This is a genomic window from Kitasatospora phosalacinea, assembly GCF_000717185.1.
GTDB lineage: Bacteria > Actinomycetota > Actinomycetes > Streptomycetales > Streptomycetaceae > Kitasatospora > Kitasatospora phosalacinea_A.
In genome coordinates, this window is record NZ_JNYE01000194.1 from 1 (window position 1) to 5,037 (window position 5,037).

The following is a 5,037-nucleotide window of genomic DNA, read 5'->3' on the forward strand; positions in this document are numbered from 1 at the left end:
GCGACGACGATCTTGGCGGAGGTGGTGGCGCGGCTGGGGGCGGCGGCCGCGTTAGAGCTTGCGAAGTCCACTGAGGACCCTTTCGAGCAGCGTGACGTCGGGCTGGTTGCCGGATTCGCCGCCGGCTGCGGGCTGGTGGATGGCGACCAGGCCGGCCTCGGCCAGGTCCGCCACGAGGATGCGGGCCACTCCCAGCGGGAGGCCGAGCAGCGCGGAGATCTCGGCGACCGACTTCACGTCGGAGGCGCACAGGGCGCAGATCTGCTGGTGCTCGGGCAGCAGGGTGGCCATCCTGGCCTGGTCGACCGCGGCGGAGACCAGGGCCTCCAGCGCGAGTTCGTAGCGCGGCCGGGTGCGTCCGCCGGTCATCGCGAAGGGGCGGATCAGCGGTCCCGCGTCCTCCTCGTCGGCGTACTCCTCGACGTGGCCGGGCTGCTGCTCCTCGTACCGGTGCGGCAGCCCCGGGTCGGGGAACGCCCCGTGCTCGGGGAAGGCGTGCGGGCCGGGGTGGGCCTGGCCGTATCCGTCCTGCTGCTGGTACCAGCGCGGGTCGGACTGCGGGGGCAGGTACGACTGGCCACCGTTGAACTGCGGCGCGTACTGCGGCTGCTGACCGTGGCCGACGCCGGGATCCCCGAAAGCGTCGTGGCCGGAGCCCGCGTACGGGGCGCCGTACTGGCCACTGTGGTCGGGCGGTGTCACGGTTCATCTCCTCAAAGGGTGCGGCGGTGCGTTGCTGGCCGCGTCGCCGGGGAGCGCCGTGACCTGTGGTGCGAAGGCCGTACAACGCCCGGTCCCGAGGCCGCCGAAGCGACCTCGGGACGGGCAATGAGGTCTTTCGAATACCAGGACGGTATCCGACGAACCGTCAGTGCAGGAGACTGCCCTGGAGTTCGGCCCGCAGAGCGGGCGTCAGGACGGCGCCCGCGCGGTCCACGAGGAGTGCCATCTCGTAGCCGACGAGGCCGATGTCGGAGTCCGGCGAGGCGAGGACCGCGAGCGCGGAACCGTCGCTGACCGCCATCAGGAACAGGAAGCCGCGCTCCATCTCGACCACGGTCTGGGTCACGTCGCCGCCCTCGAAGATCCGGCTCGCGCCCGAGGTCAGCGAGGTCAGTCCGGAGGCGACGGCGGCCAGCTGGTCCGCGCGGTCCCGGGGGAAGCCCTCGTGCGGTCCATCACCGTACGCCCCCTGGTCGGGGTCGATCCGGAAGCTGCCGGTGGCACCGGGGTCGCCGCCGGCCTGGCGGCCCTGCTCGACGCCGCGGCGCAGGTTGGTCAGGCGGCCGCGGACCTCGTTCGGGTCGCGGGAGACCTGCGGGCCTTCCTGCGGGGTGGTCCGGGCGTTGCCCGGGACCAGGTTCTGGCGGGGCACCCGGCGCGGCAGGCCCGAGGGGGTCGTGCCGGCCGAGGAGGGCTCGCGCAGCTTCTCCGCGCGCTGCCAGTCGCCGTCGTTCGGCGACTCCCACTCGCTGGGCGCCGCGGTCGGACCGGTCGGCCCGTAGCCGCCCAGCGCCGACACGTCGTGGCCGCGCGGCTCCTCGACGGGCACCGAGGTGTCCTTCGCGCCGGTGAACCAGTTCGGGGTCTCGCCGCCGCCGGGACGGTCCGCGCCGCCGCCCGCCAGCTGCTGGCCCGGCCGCCGCTGCGGCAGCGCGCCGCCCGGGGCCTGCTGCTCCGCGGAGCGGGCCGGCGGCAGGGCCGGCAGCTCCTCGGCGGGGTACGGGTGCCCGGCGGGCTCCTCGTAGCCGTGGTCCTGCTGCTGGTAGCCGTCCTGGGCGTAGCCGTCCTGCCGGTACTCGTCGGCGTACTGCTCGTAGCCGTCGTACTGCCCGGCGCCCTGGTCGTACTGCCCGTCGCCGTACGGCTGCTGCTGGTACGCCTCGGCGTACTGCTGCCCGTCGCCGTAGGGGGCCTGCGCGTACTGCTCCGGGGCGTAGGGCTCCTCGGCGTACCCGGCGGGCGCGTACGGGGCGTCCTGGCGGTGGCCGTAGGCGTCGCCCTGCGGGGCCTGCTGCGGCTCGAAGGGGCGGCCGTAGGCGTCCGCCTCGGGGCGGGCGTACGGGTCGTCCTGGGCGGCGCCGTAGCCGTAGCCGTCCTCGGGGGCGCCGTAGGGCGACTCCAGGACCTCCGCCTCCACCGGCTCGTCGGCGGCGGGGCCGGGGCCGATCTCCAGGGCGGCCCGGCGGCGCTCCTCCAGGCGCTGGGAGCGCTGCATGGACTCCAGCGCGGGGGAGAAGCCGTTGCCGGGCACGGCGCCGGGGACGGCCAGGTGGTCGTCGAAGCCGAGTTCGGCGGCGGTGCGGTCCTGGCCCTCGAAGGCCCACTCGGCGGTCGGCTCCTGCTCGGCGAAGATCCGGGAGACCGTGAACTCCTCGGCCTGCGGCTCCGGCGCCATCGCGCCCAGCTGGGTGAGCTGCTGCGGCAGCATGACCAGCGAGGTGGTGCCGGCCGACTCGCCGGACGGGCGCAGCTGCACGCGGATGTCGTGCCGCTGGGACAGCCGGCCGACCACGAACAGGCCCATCCGGCGGGAGATGGTCGCGTCGACGGTGGGCGGCTCGGCCAGCTTCTCGTTGATCTCGGCGAAGTCCTCGGCGGTCAGGCCGATGCCCTTGTCGTGGATCTCGACCAGCACCCGGCCGTCCGGCAGGCGGGTCGCGTTGACCAGCACCCGGGTCTGCGGGGAGGAGAACGAGGTGGCGTTCTCCAGCAGCTCGGCGAGCAGGTGGACGAGGTCGGTCACGGCGGGGCCGACCACGTCGGCCTCGGGGATGCCGGCCAGTTCGATCCGCTCGTAGTGCTCCACCTCGGAGGCGGCGGCGCGCAGCACGTCGACCAGCGGGACCGGGGTGTTCCAGCGGCGGCCGGGCTCCTCGCCCGCGAGGACGAGGAGGTTCTCGCCGTTGCGGCGCATGCGGGTCGCCAGGTGGTCCAGCTTGAAGAGGTTCTCCAGCTGGTCCGGGTCGGCTTCGTTGTTCTCCAGGTCGGTGATCAGCGCCAGCTGGCGCTGGATCAGGCCCTGGCTGCGGCGCGACAGGTTGGTGAAGATCGCGTTGACGTTGCCCCGCAGCAGCGCCTGCTCGGCGGCGAGCGAGACGGCCTGCTGGTGGACCTGGTCGAAGGCGCGGGCGACCTCGCCGATCTCGTCCCTGCCGTGCAGCGGGATCGGGCTGACCGAGGTGTCGACCCGCTCCGGGTCGGTCTTGGAGAGCTTGTCGACCAGCTCCGGCAGGCGGTGGTTGGCGATGTCGAGCGCGGCGGTGTTCAGGGTCCGCATGCCGAGGATCATCGAGCGGGCGATGTAGCCGGTGAGCAGACCGGCCAGCACCAGCGAGGCGACCACGATCAGCGAGTTGAGCACCCAGTCGGTGAAGGCCCGGTCCTTGATGCCCTGGGCCTCGTCGACGACCTGGGCCAGCAGGTCGGTCTCCGCGGCGCGCAGCGCGCTCATGTGGCTCTTGGTGGCCTGGTCCCACAGCGGGCGGGTCAGGCCGTCCTTGCCGACCTGGTCGATGATGCTGGCGGCGTGGTCGCCGCCGGCCGCGGTGCCGGCCAGCTGGCCGGCGTAGGACATGCCGACCGCGAGCAGGCCCTGCATGGTGGGCAGGCTGTGGCCGTCGGGCATCCGCAGCGGCAGGCGCTGGTCGGCGGTGGCCTGGTCGACCAGGGCGTCCGAGTAGACCTTGATCTCGGCGTCGCCGGAGGCGGTGTTGAACTCGCTGAGCGCGGTCTGCTCCAGCCGGGAGGCGACCACCAGCGACTGGATCAGGTCGTCGCCCTCGTGGCCGTCCACGCCGCCGACGCCGAGGCCGACCAGCAGGTTGAGCATCAGCGCGCGCTGGGTGGAGGCGGACGCCTTGGCCAGCGACATCGCGTAGATCGCGCGGCCCTTGGAGGTGACGTTGGTGGAGCCGAAGCCGACCGAGTTGTCGATGGCCAGCAGCGGCGCGAACATCAGCGAGTACGCGTTGGCGGTCGCGGTCGCGAACAGCTCCGGCTTGTAGGCGTTGGCGCGCAGGTGCGGGAGGTACACCACGGCCTGCTGGAACTGGTCGTTCCGGCGCTTCATGGTGGCGTCGTCCTTGACCTCCGCGAACGCCGCGTCGTAGGCCCGGCGGGCCTCGTCGGTCCGGTCGCGGAGCTTCTTCACCTCGCCCTGGTCGCCCTGCCCGGTGAGCAGCGGGACGAGGGTCTCGTCGCGCTCCTGCTCCAGGGCGTCGGCCAGCTTGGTGGCGGCGCTGGCCAGGGTGGCGATGCGCACCGCGCGGTCGGCCTGGTTGTAGTCGTCCAGCGAGGTGTTGACGCGCAGGCCGCCGAAGACCAGGGCGATGACGACCGGGATGACCAGGATGGCCACCAGGCGGGTCGGCACGCGCCAGTTCAGCGGGGACAGGAAGTCGTACCGGCGGCCGTTGCTGCCGCCGGGGCGCGGGGCGTCCTCGGCGGGCGCGGGGCGCGGGGCGGGCGCCGGGGGGACGGGGCGGTGCTGCTCGGCGCGGTCACGGTCCCCGGCCGCGGTGAACGCGGAGAACTGACCGTTGTTCGGGCCGCTACCCGGGTCCTGCTGGCGGGGCTCTGAGCGCCGCTGAGGGGTGACTGGCTGCTTACGCCTCACTCGACAACAACCTCTCGACCGACTGGCGGCCATGGATCTATCCGGCGGCTACCCCCCAGACGGGCCGCGGCCCGCAAGGGTCCTACGGGGTAGCTGGAATTCCAACACGAGCCGGTGGACCGGACAAACGGCCCCCCTGACCCGTACGCCACAGGTGGAAAACGGACATAAACGGGTGAACTCCCGCAAAGTTCAAGGTCATTGGCGCACACCGGGTTCGGACGGCTACGCACTGTCAAACGGCCTCGGCAAATGCCTACCGAACTGTTACCGGGGGGCGCGAACCATTCCTGGTCCGCGCCCCCCGGCCAGGTCGGGGCTCACCGCAGTCGGGCGAGGAGGGCGTGTTCGACGAGGGTGATGAGGGCGCTCTTGGCGCTGTCCCGGCGTCGGGCGTCGAGGGTGATGATGGGGATGTC

General features: G+C 72.9%; 2 protein-coding genes and 1 pseudogene. All 3 read right to left on the reverse strand.

The window, feature by feature from the left end; genetic code table 11:
- Nucleotides 1-51 precede the first annotated feature (51 nt).
- Nucleotides 52-702: a DUF742 domain-containing protein gene (locus tag OO57_RS41945; protein ID WP_081974231.1), complete on the reverse strand. Its 651-nt coding sequence runs from the start codon at nucleotides 700-702 to the stop codon at nucleotides 52-54.
- Nucleotides 703-868: 166 nt separating this feature from the next.
- Entirely contained in the window at nucleotides 869-4,618 is a 3,750-nt protein-coding gene (locus OO57_RS37285; RefSeq protein WP_051778753.1) for a nitrate- and nitrite sensing domain-containing protein, read from the reverse strand.
- A 320-nt stretch (nucleotides 4,619-4,938) separates the two neighbouring features.
- A pseudogene (locus OO57_RS37290) lies at nucleotides 4,939-5,037 on the reverse strand (ATP-binding protein); the annotation flags it as partial.